This is a genomic window from Nocardia sp. BSTN01 (assembly GCF_015354405.1).
In the GTDB taxonomy this organism is placed as follows: Bacteria; Actinomycetota; Actinomycetes; order Mycobacteriales; family Mycobacteriaceae; genus Nocardia.
The window spans coordinates 41,969-58,299 of record NZ_JADKYP010000024.1; the positions used below are offsets into that span (position 1 = coordinate 41,969).

Consider the following 16,331-nt stretch of genomic DNA (forward strand, 5'->3'; position numbering starts at 1 on the left):
AAGTGCGCGGCCGTGTTGTGATGGTCGCGGGCCGGGCACCGGCCACTCGCGGGTGTGATGGTCGGCCCGCGCGTGCGGTCGAATCGAGGAGTGGCGATGGCGCAGGTGAATGTTGCGGTGATCGGATACGGGTTGTCCGGGGCGGTGTTCCACGCCCCGCTGATCGCCGCCGACCCCCGGCTCCGCCTGGCCGCGGTGGTGACCTCCTCGCCGGAGCGGGCCGACCAGGCGCGCGAGGAACATCCCGGCGCGCGGGTATTCGCCACGGCCGACGAACTATTCGGCGCCGCAACGGATATCGATCTGGTGGTGATCGCGAGCCCGAATCGCACCCACAGCTCCCTGACGCTGCGCGCGGTGGCGGCGGGGCTGCCGGTGGTGGTCGACAAACCCTTCGCCCTGACCGCCGCCGAGGGTGAGGCGATGATCGAGGCCGCCTGGCGGGCCGGCACCATGCTGACGGTATTTCAGAATCGGCGCTGGGACAGCGACTTTCGCACGGTGCGCCGACTGATTACCGACGGCGCCCTGGGGCAGGTGCGCCGTTTCGAATCCCGCTTCGAGCGCTGGCGGCCGGAGATCAAGGGCGGGTGGCGAGAGGTCGGTGGCGCCGACGAAGGCGCCGGCATCCTCTACGACCTGGGCAGTCATCTGATCGACCAGGCGCTCGTCCTGTTCGGCCCGGTCGAGGACGTCTACAGCGAACTCGACGCCCGCCGCCCCGGCGTGCGGGCCGACGACGATGTCTTCGTGGCGCTCACCCATGCCTCGGGCGTGCGGTCGCATCTCTGGATGAGCGCCGTTGCGCCCCAGCTGGGTCCGCGCTTCCGGGTGCTCGGCTCCGAGGCCGGTTACGTCTGTTACGGGCTGGACCCGCAGGAGGCGGCACTGCGGGCCGGTCGTCGTCCCGGCGACGGGCAGCCGTGGGGGAGTGTCGATCCCGTCGACTGGGGTCAGCTCGGCGCCGAGGGCGAGCTGCGCCCGACCCCCAGCGAACCCGGCGCCTATCCGGACTTCTACTCCGGGGTTGCCGCCGCCCTGCTCGACGGCGCCGAACCGCCGGTGGACCCCGCCGATGCCGTTGCGGCCCTGCGCATCATCGAGCAGGCGGCAGCTGGATGAGCGGCTGTCAGGGTTTGCGGGCGACGCCGCCGTAGGCCGCGATCTCGGCGGTGCGGCCGACCTCGCGCGAGTCGGGCAGCCACTGCGTGATGCAGGTGAAGCCGGGCTCGACGAGCTCGAGTCCGTCGAAGGCGGCGGCGATCTCGGCGCGGGTGCGCGGATAGTACGGCGTGCCACCGGTTTTCGCGTATTCCGCGCACAGGTCGACATAGGGCTGACTGTCGTCGGTGCCGTCCCAGAGCACCAGGTAGCTGCCGGAGGAGACCGCCGCCAGCACCGTGCGCACGATGCGCAGCATGTCTTCGTAGCTGCGGGCGTGGCCGAGGACGCCCATGAACATGACGGCCACCGGCTCCTGCAGATCCAGGATGGCCTCCGCCTCGGCGATGATCTTCTCCGGCTCGTGGAAATCGGCGTTGACGTAGGTGGTCACGCCCTCCGGAGTGGTGCTGGTGAGCAGCGCGCGGGCGTGCGCGAGGACCAGCGGGTCGTGGTCGACGTAGACGACCTTGGCGTCGGGAGCGACACTCTGCGCCACCTCGTGGGTGTTCTGCATCGTCGGCAAACCGGTTCCTATATCGAGGAATTGCCGGATTCCGGCCTCGCCGGCCAGATGGCGCACCGCCCGGATCAGGAATTGCCGCGACTGCACCGCCATGGTCGCGATATCGGGATCGATCTGCAGACTCGCCTCACCGACGGCGCGGTCGACCTCGTAATTGTCCTTGCCGCCCATCCAGAAATTCCAGATGCGCGCCGAGTGCGGGATATCGGTGCGGATCTGCGCCGGATCGTCGATAGCCATAAGTGCTGAGCTCCCCGTAGGTGTGGGCGCCGCCGAACCGCGCGGCATCTCGTCGGTGCGAACTACGCGAGTATAGACCTCCCTGCGGCGGTGGTGCGGAACATGTTGCAGGGCCGAAATATTCGGAACCGGCCCGCGGGTACGAGTGTGCGGCTCGAGCGGATATGTCCGGTGGCTGGTGTGCGGCAAAGGTATTCGGGGAGGTCTCGCGGTCCCACAGGGGGGACAGCGCCGCTCGTGTAAGTTAGCTGAAAATGTGCTAAATCAGCTCTTGTGGCGGGTCGACCGTCGGGTGGCGTTCGCTCTCGCTCTCGCTTTCGATGGCGGAAGCCTGGTGTCCCTCAATACTAATCAAGCGTCCAATCTGGAATGTTGTCCAAATAGGCGCGTCGAATCGACGCGTCCCATTCGGTCTGCGCTGGCGTGGTTTTACGATTTCCTTGCCTCAGGACGTAAGGTTGCCGATCGGTTACTGGATATCTCTTCTCACATGGAGGTGGTAGAGGGCTTGCACAGCACAGTGGTCGTCGTCGGTTCCGGATTCGGGGGGATCGGCATGGGAGCGGCGCTGCGGCGCGCGGGAATGGATGATTTCGTCATCCTGGAGGAGTCGTCCGAATTGGGTGGCGTGTGGCGAGACAACACGTACCCGGGGTGCAACTGTGACGTACCGGCGCACATGTATTCATTCTCGTTCGCGCCGTATCGCGATACGGCCGTCCGTTTTCCGGGCCGCCGCCGGACCTTGGAATATCTACGGTCCGTCGCCGCCGCCGAGGGCCTACCCGCCCACCTGCGCACCGGCACCGCCGTCACCGAGGCGACATACTCGGAACCGGAGGCGCGCTGGGAACTACGGACCGCGAACGGGATTCGGCTCACCGCCGATATCGTGATCTTCGCCGTCGGCCAATTGCATCGGCCGAATATTCCGGAGATCCCGGGCCGCGACGAATTCGGCGGCGCGTCGTTCCACACCGCCGACTGGGACCACGCCGCGGCTCTGCGCGGCCGGCGGATCGCCCTGATCGGCACCGGATCCAGTGCGGCGCAATGTCTGCCGACGCTCGCCGACACCGCCGCATCCGTACGGATATTCCAGCGCACGCCGCAGTGGATCCTGCCCAAACCGGCTCCCGAATTCGGCCCGGCGACCCGTGCGGCACTCCGGCTGCCCGGGGCGCAGCGCGCCTACCGCTGGGGTTTGCACCAGGCCGCCGACTCACTGCTGGCGCCGATGATGCACCGCCGATGGCCCGCCCGGCCCGCGGAATGGGCAGCGCGGCAGTACCTTCGACGGAGCATCGCCGATCCGGTGCTGCGCGGCCGCCTCACCCCGGACTATCCGATCGGCGCCAAGCGGATCGTGTTCGACAGTCACTTCTATCGCACGTTGCGCCGCGACAACGTGGACCTGGCCACCGCCGCGATCGCTCGCATCACCCCCGACGGCATCCTGACCGCCGACGGCGGACGCTACGATGCCGACGTCATCGTCTACGCGACGGGTTTCCGCGCCTCCGAATTCCTCGCCCCGATCACCGTGCGCGGCCGCGGCGGCCGGTCCCTGCGGGATCGATGGCGTTCGGGACCGGATGCCTTCATGGGCCTGGCCGTGCCGGGATTTCCCAACGCCTTCCTCATCGCCGGACCCAACTCGTTCACCCCGGCGGGCAGCAATCCCACGATGAAGGAGCATCAGATCTCCTACATCATGCGCTGCCTGCGCTGGCGCGACGAGATCGGCGCGGCGGCGATCGAGGTGCGCGCCGACGCGATGGCGGCGCATCGGGAATGGCTGGCCGACGCGCTCGCGACCACGGTGTGGTCGACGGATGTGCCGAGCTGGTACACCCACGACAGCGGTGCGATCACCAATCCCTGGCCCGCCTCCGTGCGCACCTATGCCCGGATGCTGCGTCGCCCGCCTGCGCTGAGCTTCGCGCCGGTGCACCACACCGCCACCGCCGAAGTGGTCGGCGCCTGATCCGGCCCGCGTGAAAGGACCGCCCGGCGCGAAAGCCTCTGCGCTGGGCGGTCTTTCGGTCATGCCACGGTGGCGTCGAGTTCGACCTCGATATTGCCGCGAGTGGTCTTGGAATACGGGCAGATCAGATGAGCGCCCGCGACGAGCTCGTCCGCGGTCTGCTGATCGATCCCGGACGCTTCCAGATGCAATGCGGCGCTGAGCCGGAACTCGTCGCGCTCGGTGTCGTGGTGCAGGGTCACCTCGGCGACCACGGCCAGATCCTTCGGCGTCACCTTCTTCGCCGCTGCCACCCGCCGGACCGCGCCGACGAAGCATGAGGCCCAGCCCGCGGCGAACAGCTGCTCGGGATTGCTGCCACCGCCCGCGCCGCCGAGCGCCTTCGGGACGGCCAGGGTGATGTCCAATGCGCCGTCGTCGGAGGTGGCGCGACCGCCGTTGCGGCCCTCGGCGGTGGAGGTCGCGACTGCGGTGTAGGTGATGTCGGCCATGGCAAGATCCTTTCGGTAGCGAGTCACGACCACTCATCGGCAGCGGAAAGCCCTGTGCTGCTGCCGGTTTCGCGAGAGGTCGAACGTCGTACCGAGACGGTAGGTCGCCGGGTCGCGCCGTCGCGCCCGTCGGGTGACGCAATCGGTGTACGTCACCCGGTCGCGGTCAGTCCTCGTCGTGCGCCAGATGTTGCTTGGCCTGGTCGTAGTCGCCCTCGAGGTGGCGCCCGGGCCCGTAGACGAGGTGGACGACGCCGGTGCGGAAGGTGCTCGAGCGCAGCAGAGTGAGGGGGAGGGTGGCGTCGGCGTCGTCGAACAGGCGCATGCCGGACCGTACCGCGATCGGATGCACCAGCAGATGCAGTTCGTCGAGCAGGCCCGCGCCGAGCAGTGCCCGCACCACCGATACCGAGCCGGACATGGCGATATCGCCGCCGGGTTCCCGCTTCAACGCCGTCACCCCGGCGATCAGATCACCCTGCAGCACTTCGGAATTGCGCCAGGTGAAGGTGTGGTCGCTGCGCGACACCACGATTTTGCGGGCATCGCCCAGCTTGCGGCCGAAATCGGCGTCCGGCCCGCCCGCGGCCTCGCGTTCCGGCCAGGCGCCGGCGAAGCTGTCGTAGGTCGTGCGCCCCAGCAGCAGGGTGTCGGCGGCGCCGAGCTGGGCATCGACCGCCGCGCCCATCTCGTCGTTGTAGTACGGAAAGTGCCAGTCCTGCGGGTTCTCGACGACGCCGTCGAGAGCGATGAACAAGCCGGCCGTGATGGTGCGCATGATGTCTCCTGGATCCGAAAGTCCCTGTTGCACAATCCGACGGCGCGAGCGCGCCGAACTCATCGCTGCCGGAGAAAGCGCCGCGGAGGCGGACGCGGCGGCGGGAACGGAGCAAAAAGTGAGCGGTTCCCCATATTTTGTCGGTAAATATCCCGTTCGTCCCATGCTGTCGCCTATTCGACCAGGTCAGACGCCATGCCGTGCGGTATCGAATATGTCCAAAACGGAGTAGAAGGTGAGCGGAGGCTCGCATTACCGTTCCATCAGGTAACACATACGGCCGGTGATCGGGCGGTGTCGATATCGCCCGATCACCGATCCGGCAGATCTCGCGAAGGCTGCGAATCCGGTCCGTGACAAGGAGGTCAAAGTGACTACAGCAAGCACAGTCGGTGCTGAGCGCGCAGGCCGCGCCACCTCGCTGTCCATGCGGGATGCGCAGGCCATGTCCCGGGAACTGGTCCTACACCTCGGCGGATCCGTGGCGCCGTTCACCACCCTGCCCGCCGACGTGATGTCCGGTGACGTGTCGGCGGTCGCGCGGATCTGTGTGGAATGGTCGATCCGCCGGGTCAACGGCGGGGATCTTCCCGAACGCACCGATCGCCTGCGGGCCGCGGCCGCGCGCTGGTGCCGCGCCGGCATCCCGATCGACGTGGTCGTGCACGCGGTCCACGAAGGATTCAAGGCCGGACTGGACCTGCTGTTCGCCCGTGCCCAGGCCGGCGATGCCGAACTCGTCGTCAAGGGCACCGCCACGGCGCTGGAACTGCTGGATCTCATCACCGCGACGGTCAGCAAGGCCTATGTCCAGGAGCGCCGGGCCGACGCCGTGGAGCATCACACCGCCGTGCACACGCTCACCTCGGCGCTGCTCGGCGGGCACGCCACCACGAAGATGGCGCGCGAATGCGGGATCCGGATCGCCGAGCGGTATCACGTTCTCGCGCTGTGGATTCCGCCGCACCCCGACGAGACGCATCCGCGGCTGGACCGGAACGTGGTCGCGCGCCGCAAGCTGCGGCGGGTGCAGGCCGCGCTGGCGAAACTGCTGCGCAACCAGCCGCTCGCCATGCTGTCGGTCGACGGCGGCACCGTGCTGGTCCCCGAAACGGCTTGCACCGAAACGGAATTGGACGACCTCGTAGCCCAGCTGTCGGAGCTGGCCGGGGTGCCGCTGACCGCCGCGGTGGTGGGCGCCGCCGCGGCCGAGGTCCCGGCCGCGGCGCAACAGGCCCACGATCTGCTCGACACGGTGCGCCGCCTCGGACGCGGGCCCGGTGTCCATCGCTTCGCCGAACTCGCGCTGCACTATCAGCTCACCCGGCCCGGGATCGGCCGCGACATTCTCGATGCCCGCCTCGCGCCGCTGGACGACCACCCCGAACTGCTGGAAACGCTGCACGTGTTCTTCAACACCGACCTCAACCGGCAACGCGCCGCGCGGCAGTTGTGTATCCATCCGAACACCATCGACTACCGGCTGCGCCGCATCGGCCAGCTGACCGGGTTCGACCCGTCGCGCACCACCGGATTGTGGTATCTGCGTTCGGCATTGATCGCGCGGCTCAGCATCGCCGACCGCGAGGCGTCGACGCCGGCGCGCCGGCCCGCCTGACCCGTCACGCGTCGGGGCCGGTCGGTGGCCGGTCGGTGGTGCCGTCCAGGTGCGGGTACACCACCTCCTGCACGATCAGCAGGACCGCGGCGGCGCACGGTATCGCCAGCAGCGCGCCGAGGATGCCGAGCAGCGCGCCGCCCAGAATGATCGCCACCACCGTGACCACCGCCGGCACTCGGACGGTGCGATCCATGATGCGCGGCACGAGCAGATAGTCCTCCAGCAGCCGCATCGCGAGGAAGAATCCCGCCGTGGCGATGCTGACCGGCAGCGAAACGGTCAGCGCGACGGCGGTGATGATCAGCCCGGCGACCGTCGAGCCGACCAGCGGAACCAGGTCCAGCAGGGCCACCAGCACCGAGAGGATCAGCGGGTACGGCACCGAGAACACCGTCAGCCAGACGAAGGTGGCGATCGCGGTGATCAGCGAGATCACCAGGTTGCCCAGGACGTATCCGCCGACCTTGGCGAAGATGGCGTCGCCGAGCAGGATGGCGCGGGGCCGGCGCGACTGCGGGAAGAACCGGTACAGGCTGTGTCGTATCCGCGGGAAATTCGCCGAGAAGTAGATGGTCAGCACCGCGACGATCAACGCGCTGGCCAACGCGCCGAAGACCCGCTCACCGGCGCCGAGCAGGCCGTGCCGCAGCGAGGGGTTGTCGGTGAGCCCGTGTTGAAGTTCCTGATCCAGGTGCAATCGCTGCGACCACGATCGGATCAGCGGGTACTGGTTCTCCAAATCGTGCAGCTGGTCGGTGGCGTGGTCGACCAGATCGCCGCCCTGGATGATCAGCGGTGTGATGGCCGCGGCCAGGAATCCGGCGACGAGCAGTGTGGCACAACCGAATACGACGGCCACCGCCGCCCAGCGCGGCAGCCGGTGCCGATGCAGCCACGCGACCACGGGCTCGATGCCGATCGCCAGGAACAGCGCGACGCCCACCAGGACGAGGGCCTGTCGTGCGGTCGCCAGCATCTGCACGATGCCGATCGCGAGGAGTACGCCGAGGCCGCCGGTCACGCCGATCACGAACGGAGAATTCCGGTCGAACCGCGGGCCCGGCCGCCCGTGGGGATGCCGCGCACCGGCCGACTCGGAGGCCGCGCGTTCGGCTGCCGCGATCGGCTCCGGGACCGACGGTTCGCCCTGCGGGCCGCGCTCGGCGTCCGAATCGGCGGAACTGCCCATTCTTGGCAGCGTAGTGCCCGCGCGCCCTGCTCGGGCCGGACCAGCTGAGTGCGACCGTACCGAAACCGGGTCGGCTCACACTCCCAGTGCCTGCGCGAATACCGGCCAGCTCCGGTGCAGGTCCTCCTGCCAGTAGCCCCACGAATGGGTGCCGGTGGGACGCATGTCGAGGGTGGCGGGGATGGCGAGCTCGGTGAGTCGGGTGCGCAGTTCGCGGGTGCAGCGGACCGCGCCGGTTTCCAGTGCGCCGCCGACGAGGATCTGATCGGCCAATTTCGCCGGGCTGGAACGGATTCCGGGACCGTCCAGGGTGTCGAGTGGTCCCGGGATTCCGGTGCCGGTGGAGACGTAGATCGCGGTGCCGCGCAAGCGATCCGCGTGCAGGTAGGGGTCGTTGGCCGCCCACGCCGGATCCGTCGGCGGCCCCCACATGTTCACCGTATTGCCCCTACCGCCGCCCACGACCGCGTCGACGATGAGCTGACCGGCCGGATCGCTGGTGCGTGCGCAGCCCGAGTACGACCCGATCGCCCGGTACAAGCCCGGGGCGGCCAGTGCCAGCTGAAAGACCGAGGTCCCGGCCATGGATATGCCGATGATCGCGTTCGTGCCGTTCCCGCCGAAACCGGAATCGATGATCGGCGGCAGTTCCCCGGTCAGGAACGTCGTCCACCGCTGCCGGCCCAGGACCGGGTCGTCGGCGCGCCAGTCGGTGAAGTAACTGCTGGCCCCGCCGAACGGCACCACGACGTTCACCTGTTTGTCGGCGAAGAACTGCGCGGTATCGGTCCGGTTGATCCAGTTGCCGTCGGCGCCGCCGTCGATACCGTTCAGCAGATACATCGTGGGGGCCGGGCGCGAAGGGTCGGGCGCCGGAAGGACCTCCAGGCGGATTGGACTGTTCATCGCCGCGGAGTGGACGGTGACCGTGAGGGCTCGCGGCGAACCGGATGCCGCGGTCGTGAGGGCGGAACCGTCGGGGGAGGGGCGGGCATCGGTGATGGCTTGTGTGGCCGAAACCGAGGCGGCGGCAGGCGAATTCGGTGCGGCGGCAGGAGGCCGGACGGCAGGTGGTTGGGCGGCGGCCGAACCGCACGCGAGCCCGGCCGTCATCGACAGCGCTGCGGCCAGTCGAGCCGAGGTTCGGAAGCTCTGTGAGACAGTAGAATTCACGCGCCGCCTTTCCTGGGTACGAAACCGCGGAACCGCTGACACCGACGATAGGCCGGTACCGTATTGCGCGACAATCACATCGCGTCGGCTTTGGCCCGTATGCCAGCGCGGGCGCGGCCGATCTGGTAATGACCACAAATTCCGTGCTATCGGCTACCGGGGCGGGGGCCGGCGTCGTTGACTGTGGTCGGCCGTCGGGGAGTCGTGCCGCGAACACCTGTCGAGATCGGAGTGCAAGGATGGTCAGCCGTCCGCCGAGAATGCGCATCGCCCGTGCCGTCGCCTTCCTGTCGGCCGTGATCACCATCGCGGCAGCGATCACCGCCACGAGCGATCGCGCGGGTGCCGATCCCGACGATCCGGCGACCGTCACCGCGCCCGACGGTTCGCACATCAGCGATATCCATCGGCGCGACGACCGGATCCTCGATATCGGCGTGTACTCGGCGGCGATGCGCACTGTGACTCGCGTACAACTGATTCGGGCCGCCGACCCGGACCGGCCGGCGCCGACGCTGTATCTGCTCAACGGCGCCAACGGCGGTATCAGCGACGGCAGTTGGTCCGATCGCACCGATATAGCCGGATTCTTCGCCGACAAGCAGGTCAATGTGGTGGTGCCGTTCGGTGGAGCCAGCAGCTACTTCACCGACTGGCGCGCCGACGACCCGGTGCTGGGCCGGCAGCGGTGGCGCACCTTCCTGACCAAGGAATTGCCGCCGATCATCGATTCCGGTTTCAGCGGTACGGGGGTGAACGCGATCGCGGGAATTTCGATGGCGGGGACCTCGGTCTTCCAGCTGGCGCTGGCCGCTCCGGGTTTGTACAAGGCGGTCGGCTCGTACTCCGGATGTGTGCGCACCAGCGATCCGCAGGGCCAGTTGATCGTCGACGCCGTGGTCGGAAATCGGATGGGCAATACGGTGAACATGTGGGGGCCGCCGACGGATCCGGCGTGGGCGGCCAACGATCCCTACCTGCACGCGGATCGCTTGCGCGGCACCGCGATCTACGTCTCCACCGGCACCGGAATCCCGGGACCACTCGACACCTTCCAGGGCGCGCACGGCGACGCGACACAACTCGCGTATCAACTGGTCTTCGGCGCGGCCCTCGAAGGGGTGACCAATATCTGCACCCACCAGTTGCACGACCGCCTGCAGCAACTCGGCGTGCCCGCGACCTTCGATTTCCGGGCGACCGGCACCCATTCCTGGGGCTACTGGCAGGACGACCTGCACACTTCCTGGCCGCTGTTCGCCGACGCCCTCGGCGGGTGAAGGCGCGACCCGGTCAGCGCACGCGGTCGTAGACGACGGCCAGCTCGCCCAGCTCACCCGTTTCCTGATGGGAGAGCGACCAATTCGACGCCGGCAGACCGTCGTCGAACAGACGGGGTCCGCCACCGGCGATCTCGGGGCAGACGATGAGGTAGAGCCGGTCGAGCAGGTCGGCGGCGAGCAGATCCTTGATGACGCTCGCGCTGCTGTTGACCAGGATGTCGCCGCTGCCGGTGCGGCGCAGGTCGGCGATCACGTCGGCGGCCGGGGCGTTCACGATGCGAGTGCGGTCCCAGGGTGCGTCGGTCAGTGTCCGGGACAGCACCACCTTCTTCGTATCGACCAGCCACTTCGCATATCCGCGGTCGCGCGGGTCGGCGGAGTCGTCGGCCGCGACCGTGGGCCAGAAGCCCAGGAAACCCTGCGCGTTGAGCCGGCCGAGTACCGCCGTCGTGGCGTTCTCCCGCATCCGGGTCATCTGGTCGCGCGCGACCTCGGTGGTCGCGTAGCGCACGATCGGGCCCATATCGCCCGGACCGGCGGGGCCGTGATACCGGCCGTCGAGGGTGATGCTGAGGTTGGCGGTCACTCTGCGGGTGTCGCTCATCGTGGGGCTCCTTCGTTGTTTCGTCTTGTTATTCGGTGGACGTGGATGCGCCGACGGCGTCGGCGAGGTTGTCGAGGACTGCGGCCCAACCGGTTTCGATTCCGGCGATGAACGCGACCGCGTCGACGGTGGTGTCGGTGATGGTCAAGGCCACGTGCAGCCGGGTTCCCTCGGCGGTCTCGGTGAGAGTGAGGGTGTAGCGGCCGGTGAAGGCCACCGCGCCCGCGGCATCCAGGACGGACAGATCGAAGACCAGGTGCTCGTTCTTCTCCGCTGCCAGCACCCGCCCCTGCGAGCGATACCGCTGCCCCTCGGGATCGCGATAGTCCAGCGCCACCCGCCCGCCGGGTGTGGGCTCGAGTAGGCATTCGGTGATGCGCATCGGCGCCGGCGCCCACCAGGCCGCCAGCAGATCCGGATCGACCCAGTGCCGCCACACGGCGTCACGCGGCGCGGACACCAGGCGCTCGAAGCTGAACGTCCGCCCGTCCGCCCATCGATCCTGCTGCGCCGCAGCGGTTTCCGCGTCGATCGCCGCGCGATACCGGGCAACCACATCCCGCTCACCGGCATGCGCCTCGACGGTCTCCGCCACCTCACACAGCCGCCGCCCCAGCTCACGCAACGGTCCCACCTCGAGGGCGTACACCCGCCGCTGCCCCAACGGGAAGACGGTGACCACCCCCGCCCGCGCCAACGTCTGCAGATGTTTGGTCGTCTGCGGCTGCCGCAACCCGGTCGCCTCCGCCAACTCCCCCACCGAGCGAGGCCGCTCGGCCAGCAGCTCGACGATCCGCCACCGCGAACCGTCGCCCAAGGCGGAGAAGATCTGATCCATGAGCTAAGTATTCATCTAAGAGAATATTCCTGTCAAGGAATATCTTGGTCGTCGCGGTGCCGACCTGCCCCGAACGTGCGAAAGATGCGCCGATGACCGTGCGTGCGAGGCCCATCGTTCGGCCGGCTGTCTTGTAGCGTTGCCCGCTGACGGTGAAGGAACGGGGAGTTGTCATGAAACGCAGAGGTTTACGACAGCAGTTCGCAGCCGTCGCGGCCGCGACGATGGCCTCCACCGTGCCTGTCGGCGCAGCGCAAGCAGCCCCTTCGGAGCGCCCTGTGGTGGTCACGCTGCCGGCTCCGACGGGCAATTATCCGGTCGGCGTGAGTGATTGGTATCTGGACGATGCCGACCGCGCGGATCCGTGGACGTCGGGCCGCCGTGAACTGATGGTGCAAATCTGGTATCCGGCCGCTGACGGGTCGACGGGACCGACCGCGGAATGGATGCCCCCCGGCGGCCGAGAAGAACAAGCCGAGTACCTCACTGAACTCGGAGTCCCCTCCGGCAGTTGGACTCTCGCGCACAGTCACAGCCTGCGGGACGCGCCGGCCCGCGCTGACGGAAAGCCGTTTCCGGTGCTTCTGAATTCACCCGGTATGGACGATACGACCGGATGGAGCACCGCTCAGGCCGAAGACCTCGCCAGCCACGGCTACATCGTGGTCGCGATCAACCACACCCACGAAGCGTTCGCGGTTCAGTTTCCCGATGGACGCACCGAACATACTCGGGTGCCGCTGGATTCCCCGCAACACATCCTCCCCGACGTGCTCCTGCCGACCAGAGTCGCCGATACGCGATTCGTCCTCGACCGGCTGGCCGCGGTCGCCCGGCAGCCCGGTCACACTGAACTTCCCCAGCATCTGGCCGAGGATCTCGACCTGTCGAAGGTGGGGATGTTCGGTCACTCACTGGGCGGGTCGACGACCGCGCAGGCCATGCACGACGACACCCGTATCCGTGCCGGTGTCGATCTGGATGGGCCGATTCTGGGCTCGGTCGCCGCTGACGGACTCGACCGGCCGCTGCTGATGCTGGCCAGCGACACCTCACCCTGGTTCGGGAATCCGGGCTGGGAGCCGCGCTGGGAAACCAACACCGGGATGAAGATTCCGCTGCGCATCGCAGGAACCCGACACATGTCGCTGTGCGACCAGCAGATCATCCTGCCGCAACTGTCCGCGCCCGGCCTGCTCGAGCCCGCCGAGAAGGCCCGAGCGGTCGGCACGATAGACGCAAGTCGTTCCCTCGACCTGCAACGGGCAACCCTGCTCGCCTACTTCGACATCAACTTCAGCCGTGCCGGCGCCGACGTCCCCCGAATGCTCGCCAGACTTGCTCAGCCGGAAATTCTCCCTCACCCGTGAAAACGGCCGATAGGGTTGGCGCCCAGGAAAGTTCTGTCGGACCTCTCTCGTATGTTCGCTTCGGAACCGGCATGGTGTCGGGCGCGTGAAGGAGTGATATGGACGGCGGCTGTCTCTGCGGCAATATCCGGTTCTCCGCGTCCGGCGACCCGGATTTTCCACACCTGTGCTCGTGCGAGCACTGTCAGCGGCTCTCGGGTGCGCCGGTGATGTCGTGGGTGTCCTTCCCGGAGAACGGTTTCGAGTGGATCGGTCCGGGTGGTGAGCCGACCTGGTTCGAGACGTTCCCGCGGATCTGCCGCGGGTTCTGTCCGAAGTGCGGTTCCTCGATCGCGTCCAAGGGCGATGAAGCCGGCCTGGTGGGCGTCACGATCACGGCGTTGGACGATCACTCCGGGCTGATTCCGGTCAAGCAGAGCTTTGCGCACAACGCCGTTCCGTGGTTGGCGCCGTTGAGTTGAGACCGGTCTTGCGGGGCAGGCCCTGCGAACTGTCCCGCAGAGTCTTTCTCAGCCGCCGCTGCGGGTCGATGCGCGAAACAGTTGGTCGGCTTCAGTTTTGGGCAGCGTGGTCGAAAGCTCGGGCGTAGATTTCATCGATGATCGGGTTCTTGGCCAGGTTGTAGTCGGCCGGGGTGTCTGCGGTCTTCGCGGCGAGGTCGCGCTTGGCGGTTCCATAGAGGTCCCGGTCGCCGGGGTGGGTGCGAAGCCAGTCCCGGAAGACCAGATGCCGGATGTGCTCGGGCGCGTTCGGGCCGAAGACGTGGAGATTCACTGCCGGGGCGGTGCGGGTGAGCATGCGGTGCTGATGCCAGAACGGCTCCCGCAGAACCAGGCGGAATCCGGCGCGTTCGAGGTGGGGAACATAGGTGGCCTCGTCGGCGGAGTCGGCCACGATGAGGTCGATGTCGATGATCGGTTTGGCGGCCAGGCCGGGGACTGCGGTACTGCCGACATGCTCGATGGTGATCCGTTGACCGGCAAGAACTTCCCGGATCGCGTCCGCTTGCTCGTCGAACATTCGCGGCCAGCGCGGGTCGTATGGGACGAGAACGACAGGTTCGATCGCCGGGGGAGTCCCAGCGACCCACGCGGTGGCCATCTGTTCCGGGGTACTGCACAGCCGTTGAGTTACCTCGGGCGGAAACGGCACGGTAGACACACCTCCTGGTACCGGACAACAAGTTCTCGAACGTACCTTGCCGCGGACGGTGTGGTGCGATGCGCTGCGCCGGGTTCGGCGGCAGCGCTCGCCGCGAACGGTTTTCGAATCACCGGTGGGTGTCGAGTACCTCTCGCAACCGCTGTGCGAATGGCTCCGGCTGCCCCGCGTAGCCGACGTCACCGCCGACGAAACCGCTGTGATGGCTGGGGAATACGGTCGGTTGCTGTCCGAGGAGGGTGGCTGTGGCTGCTGCGGTGCGGCCGGTGAGGACGTTGCCCGTCTCCTCGCCGACGGCGATGAGGATGTGGGTGGGGGCCGCCGTCAATGCGGGGGCGTCGGGGACGTAACCGCTGACCGCCCAGGATCGGTCCGAGACCAGCGGGTCGTCGCGGGAACCGTCGTCCTCGGTGGGCATTCCGAACTGTGCCGGGTCGGGGGTGGGGAGGGCGAAGAAGTCCTCGGTGAATTCGCCCTGCCACGATGCCATCGCGATGAATGCCGCCATACCGGCGCCGAATCCCTTGGCCTCGTATACATCTCGCACGCCGATCTGTGCGCGGCGGACCGCTTCCGCATCGGGCAGCACCGGCAGGATCGGCGGTTCGTGCGCGACGAGGGTGGTCACGTCGCCGGGGTGGGCGGCGACCAGGGCCAGGGCGGTCACGGCTCCGCCGCTGCTGGCGAAGATCTCCACGGGGCCGCCGATGCGCTCGATGAGCGCGTGCAGATCCCCGGCCTGCACGACGGGCGAATTGTCGGTCCGCCCGTCCTTGCGCACGCTGCGCCCCAGCCCGCGTGGGTCGTAGGTGATCACGGTGCGGTCGGGGAAGTAGGAGGCCAGGGTGGCGAAACCGTCGGCCGTCATCGGCTGGCCGACCATGAGCAGTGGTGCCCGGCCGTCGGCGGTGGGCAGCGGACCGCGGACGTCGTAGGTGAGATCGGCCTCGGGGGTGCTGAGGATTTCTGTCTGCATGCTTCTAGGACGAGGCGGGTGCCGGAAATTCATCGGGCACCGATCCCAATTTCGCGGCGAACAGTGCGGTCACGCGCTGCCAGGAATCGGCCGCGGCCGCCGCGTCGTGCACGGGACGTCCGGGGAAGAAGTAGGCGTGCTGCGCACCGGGGTAGACGACCAGTTCGTAATCCGCCCCCGACTGCGCGAGGGCGGCGTCGATAGCGGCGCGCTGTTCGGCGTCGATCACATGGTCGCGCTCGGCGAGCAGGAGCAGCAGCCGGGTACCGCGTTCGACGATCGACGAGGTGTGGGCGAGCAGCGGATCCGGGATGCTCAACGCGGTACCGGCGAGCGGCAACCAGCCGGGGTAGAAGATCGCCGCGGCGTCCAGGTCCAGTCTGGTCGCGGCGAAGTAGGTGATGTGCCCGCCGAGGCTGAAACCCAGCGCGCCGGTGGTGTCGCCGCCCTCACCCTGTGCGCGCGCGAAGGCCACGGCCGCGCGCAGATCCGCCTCCACGCCGTCGCGGGTGAGCGTGCCGAGCAGTTCGAAGGCCCGCGCCCGGTTCTCGTCGGATTCGGCCAGTCCGGCAGCGGTCTCCGGTCCGCACCGGTGATACAGATTCGCGACCACCGCCACATATCCCAGCGCGGCCACCCGGTCGGCCACCGCCCGCACTTCGGCTGTCAGACCCCACAGTTCGGCGCCGACCAGCACCACCGGCAACCGGCCGCCGCGCGCCGGTCGTGCCAGATAGACGGCCATCGGTGAACCGTCGACTTCGACCTCGGCATGCCGGCCCACGATTTCCTCGGTCAATTCAGCCTCCACTGTGCCGCGACCTGCCGATCAGGTTGCGCCCCAGGCATTCTGCCGCAGTCCGGCCGCTGTCCCCAGTGATGAATCGGCGACGTGGCGGACCACGCGCTCGGCGAGCGGTGCGTATAACGGTC

The 16,331-nt window shown here is 68.0% G+C and carries 16 protein-coding genes; 6 read left to right on the top strand and 10 right to left on the bottom strand.

Annotated elements, in window-relative coordinates; translation table 11 throughout:
• The first annotated feature begins 96 nt into the window (after nucleotides 1-96).
• Entirely contained in the window at nucleotides 97-1,122 is a 1,026-nt protein-coding gene (locus IRT45_RS20195; protein ID WP_194807398.1) for a Gfo/Idh/MocA family oxidoreductase, read from the top strand.
• Nucleotides 1,123-1,129: 7 nt separating this feature from the next.
• On the opposite strand, the gene IRT45_RS20200 is transcribed toward IRT45_RS20195, so the two are convergent.
• Nucleotides 1,130-1,927, bottom strand: a complete 798-nt coding sequence (locus tag IRT45_RS20200) for an SAM-dependent methyltransferase (RefSeq protein ID WP_194807399.1) — start codon at nucleotides 1,925-1,927, stop codon at nucleotides 1,130-1,132.
• Between the two features lie 490 nt (nucleotides 1,928-2,417).
• On the opposite strand from IRT45_RS20200, the gene IRT45_RS20205 reads away from it, so the two are divergent.
• Nucleotides 2,418-3,914, top strand: a complete 1,497-nt coding sequence (locus IRT45_RS20205) for an NAD(P)/FAD-dependent oxidoreductase (protein WP_228534656.1) — start codon at nucleotides 2,418-2,420, stop codon at nucleotides 3,912-3,914.
• 59 nt (nucleotides 3,915-3,973) lie between these two features.
• Here the strand turns inward: IRT45_RS20205 and IRT45_RS20210 are convergent, their stop codons facing one another.
• Together IRT45_RS20210 and IRT45_RS20215 are read right to left on the bottom strand one after the other, a co-directional pair.
• Nucleotides 3,974-4,405 carry an Ohr family peroxiredoxin gene (locus tag IRT45_RS20210; protein ID WP_194807400.1) on the bottom strand — a complete coding sequence of 144 codons (432 nt, stop codon included), beginning with the start codon at nucleotides 4,403-4,405 and terminating at the stop codon, nucleotides 3,974-3,976.
• A 166-nt stretch (nucleotides 4,406-4,571) separates the two neighbouring features.
• Nucleotides 4,572-5,183, bottom strand: coding sequence for a dihydrofolate reductase family protein (locus IRT45_RS20215; protein ID WP_194807401.1), 612 nt, complete (start codon nucleotides 5,181-5,183; stop codon nucleotides 4,572-4,574).
• 370 nt (nucleotides 5,184-5,553) lie between these two features.
• Here IRT45_RS20215 and IRT45_RS20220 point away from each other — a divergent pair, with 370 nt between their 5' ends.
• Nucleotides 5,554-6,801, top strand: a complete 1,248-nt coding sequence (locus IRT45_RS20220) for a helix-turn-helix domain-containing protein (RefSeq protein ID WP_309241068.1) — start codon at nucleotides 5,554-5,556, stop codon at nucleotides 6,799-6,801.
• A 4-nt stretch (nucleotides 6,802-6,805) separates the two neighbouring features.
• Here IRT45_RS20220 and IRT45_RS20225 read toward each other — a convergent pair whose 3' ends face one another.
• Nucleotides 6,806-7,993: an AI-2E family transporter gene (locus tag IRT45_RS20225; protein WP_194807402.1), complete on the bottom strand. Its 1,188-nt coding sequence runs from the start codon at nucleotides 7,991-7,993 to the stop codon at nucleotides 6,806-6,808.
• A gap of 75 nt (nucleotides 7,994-8,068) precedes the next feature.
• Entirely contained in the window at nucleotides 8,069-9,106 is a 1,038-nt protein-coding gene (locus IRT45_RS20230; RefSeq protein WP_194807442.1) for an alpha/beta hydrolase family protein, read from the bottom strand.
• Between the two features lie 299 nt (nucleotides 9,107-9,405).
• On the opposite strand from IRT45_RS20230, the gene IRT45_RS20235 reads away from it, so the two are divergent.
• Nucleotides 9,406-10,446 (top strand): alpha/beta hydrolase family protein, encoded by a 1,041-nt coding sequence (locus tag IRT45_RS20235; RefSeq protein ID WP_228534657.1) that lies wholly within the window; start codon nucleotides 9,406-9,408, stop codon nucleotides 10,444-10,446.
• 13 nt (nucleotides 10,447-10,459) lie between these two features.
• Here the strand turns inward: IRT45_RS20235 and IRT45_RS20240 are convergent, their stop codons facing one another.
• The gene (locus IRT45_RS20240; protein ID WP_194807403.1) at nucleotides 10,460-11,053 is read right to left on the bottom strand and encodes a dihydrofolate reductase family protein; all 594 of its coding nucleotides are present in this window, start codon (nucleotides 11,051-11,053) and stop codon (nucleotides 10,460-10,462) included.
• Nucleotides 11,054-11,081: 28 nt separating this feature from the next.
• Nucleotides 11,082-11,891 (bottom strand): metalloregulator ArsR/SmtB family transcription factor, encoded by an 810-nt coding sequence (locus IRT45_RS20245; RefSeq protein ID WP_194807404.1) that lies wholly within the window; start codon nucleotides 11,889-11,891, stop codon nucleotides 11,082-11,084.
• 173 nt (nucleotides 11,892-12,064) lie between these two features.
• Here IRT45_RS20245 and IRT45_RS20250 point away from each other — a divergent pair, with 173 nt between their 5' ends.
• Entirely contained in the window at nucleotides 12,065-13,261 is a 1,197-nt protein-coding gene (locus IRT45_RS20250) for a hypothetical protein (protein WP_194807405.1), read from the top strand.
• Nucleotides 13,262-13,359: 98 nt separating this feature from the next.
• Entirely contained in the window at nucleotides 13,360-13,722 is a 363-nt protein-coding gene (locus IRT45_RS20255) for a GFA family protein (RefSeq protein ID WP_194807406.1), read from the top strand.
• Nucleotides 13,723-13,813: 91 nt separating this feature from the next.
• Here IRT45_RS20255 and IRT45_RS20260 read toward each other — a convergent pair whose 3' ends face one another.
• From IRT45_RS20260 to IRT45_RS20270, 3 genes are all read right to left on the bottom strand, one after another.
• Complete coding sequence (locus IRT45_RS20260) at nucleotides 13,814-14,362, bottom strand: GrpB family protein (protein WP_194807407.1); 549 nt, start codon at nucleotides 14,360-14,362, stop codon at nucleotides 13,814-13,816.
• A 169-nt stretch (nucleotides 14,363-14,531) separates the two neighbouring features.
• A complete protein-coding gene (locus IRT45_RS20265) occupies nucleotides 14,532-15,398 on the bottom strand; it encodes an alpha/beta fold hydrolase (protein ID WP_194807408.1) in 867 nt (288 codons plus the stop codon).
• A gap of 4 nt (nucleotides 15,399-15,402) precedes the next feature.
• Nucleotides 15,403-16,197 (bottom strand): dienelactone hydrolase family protein, encoded by a 795-nt coding sequence (locus tag IRT45_RS20270; protein WP_194807409.1) that lies wholly within the window; start codon nucleotides 16,195-16,197, stop codon nucleotides 15,403-15,405.
• Nucleotides 16,198-16,331: the final 134 nt, after the last annotated feature.

What these genes read in the sequence shown, in the direction of transcription:
- IRT45_RS20195 (WP_194807398.1), top strand. Translation starts at nt 97, where the DNA reads ATGGCGCAGGTGAATGTTGCGGTGATCGGATACGGGTTGTCCGGGGCG.
- IRT45_RS20200 (WP_194807399.1), bottom strand. Translation starts at nt 1,927, where the DNA reads ATGGCTATCGACGATCCGGCGCAGATCCGCACCGATATCCCGCACTCG.
- IRT45_RS20205 (WP_228534656.1), top strand. Translation starts at nt 2,418, where the DNA reads ATGGAGGTGGTAGAGGGCTTGCACAGCACAGTGGTCGTCGTCGGTTCC.
- IRT45_RS20210 (WP_194807400.1), bottom strand. Translation starts at nt 4,405, where the DNA reads ATGGCCGACATCACCTACACCGCAGTCGCGACCTCCACCGCCGAGGGC.
- IRT45_RS20215 (WP_194807401.1), bottom strand. Translation starts at nt 5,183, where the DNA reads ATGCGCACCATCACGGCCGGCTTGTTCATCGCTCTCGACGGCGTCGTC.
- IRT45_RS20225 (WP_194807402.1), bottom strand. Translation starts at nt 7,993, where the DNA reads ATGGGCAGTTCCGCCGATTCGGACGCCGAGCGCGGCCCGCAGGGCGAA.
- IRT45_RS20230 (WP_194807442.1), bottom strand. Translation starts at nt 9,106, where the DNA reads ATGACGGCCGGGCTCGCGTGCGGTTCGGCCGCCGCCCAACCACCTGCC.
- IRT45_RS20235 (WP_228534657.1), top strand. Translation starts at nt 9,406, where the DNA reads ATGGTCAGCCGTCCGCCGAGAATGCGCATCGCCCGTGCCGTCGCCTTC.
- IRT45_RS20240 (WP_194807403.1), bottom strand. Translation starts at nt 11,053, where the DNA reads ATGAGCGACACCCGCAGAGTGACCGCCAACCTCAGCATCACCCTCGAC.
- IRT45_RS20245 (WP_194807404.1), bottom strand. Translation starts at nt 11,891, where the DNA reads ATGGATCAGATCTTCTCCGCCTTGGGCGACGGTTCGCGGTGGCGGATC.
- IRT45_RS20250 (WP_194807405.1), top strand. Translation starts at nt 12,065, where the DNA reads ATGAAACGCAGAGGTTTACGACAGCAGTTCGCAGCCGTCGCGGCCGCG.
- IRT45_RS20255 (WP_194807406.1), top strand. Translation starts at nt 13,360, where the DNA reads ATGGACGGCGGCTGTCTCTGCGGCAATATCCGGTTCTCCGCGTCCGGC.
- IRT45_RS20260 (WP_194807407.1), bottom strand. Translation starts at nt 14,362, where the DNA reads ATGGCCACCGCGTGGGTCGCTGGGACTCCCCCGGCGATCGAACCTGTC.
- IRT45_RS20265 (WP_194807408.1), bottom strand. Translation starts at nt 15,398, where the DNA reads ATGCAGACAGAAATCCTCAGCACCCCCGAGGCCGATCTCACCTACGAC.